General features: G+C 64.4%; 1 protein-coding gene. It reads left to right on the top strand.

Annotation, left to right across the window (positions count from 1 at the left end; all coding sequences use genetic code 11):
* Positions 1–455 (top strand): DUF1998 domain-containing protein (locus ACFHWW_RS34055; RefSeq protein ID WP_379943781.1); only part of this gene is annotated, 455 nt, incomplete at its 5' end.
* Positions 456–635: the final 180 nt, after the last annotated feature.

Genomic DNA, 635 nt, shown 5'->3' with positions numbered 1-635 from the left:
AAACCGACGTCCGCGGCCTCCTGTTCGAAGGCGTGCCGCGCACTCCGGACGGCGATACCATTCCCCCTGACGCCAAACTCGACAGGACACTCCAGGAGGCCCTAAGGCTGGGCGCCGCCGATCTGCTCGAGACAGACCCAAGGGATCTGCGCGCCCTGATCCAGAGACTCGACGGCCGCCTCGTCGTCGTGCTCTATGACTCCGTATCCGGAGGTGCCGGCTACGCGACTCGGCTCACGAACGAGGATGGCTACCTCGCGCGCGATCTCCTGCTCTCGGCGCGGGCGATCCTCAAGTGCGAGAACCCGGACTGCGTCACGAGCTGCACGCGCTGCCTGACCGACTATTCCAACCAGCGCTTCTGGCCGGAGGTCGAGCGTCGACCCGCGCTCGCGTGGATCGAGTCGATCCTGGTCGACGCCGGTGTGGAGCTCGACCCGCAATGGAACCTGTGACGACCGTTGAGAGACAGACAGTATGCTCGAAGACTTCAAGTCTTACCAGCCCACTCTCGCCGGACGTCTTCCGTTTCGAAAGCAAGACGCGATCGTATCTCCGCCGCCGGCTTGTCTGGTGATGGCCGGCTGGTCAGAAGATGGCTGGACGCCCCCTCCGAGGTTTGGTGGGTTCCCGAT

The organism is Sinorhizobium sp. P24N7 (assembly GCF_042436655.1).
Lineage (GTDB): Bacteria > Pseudomonadota > Alphaproteobacteria > Rhizobiales > Rhizobiaceae > Sinorhizobium > Sinorhizobium meliloti_A.
Note: the sequence above shows the minus strand (reverse complement) of the source record. Positions and strands in the feature narration are given on the sequence as shown.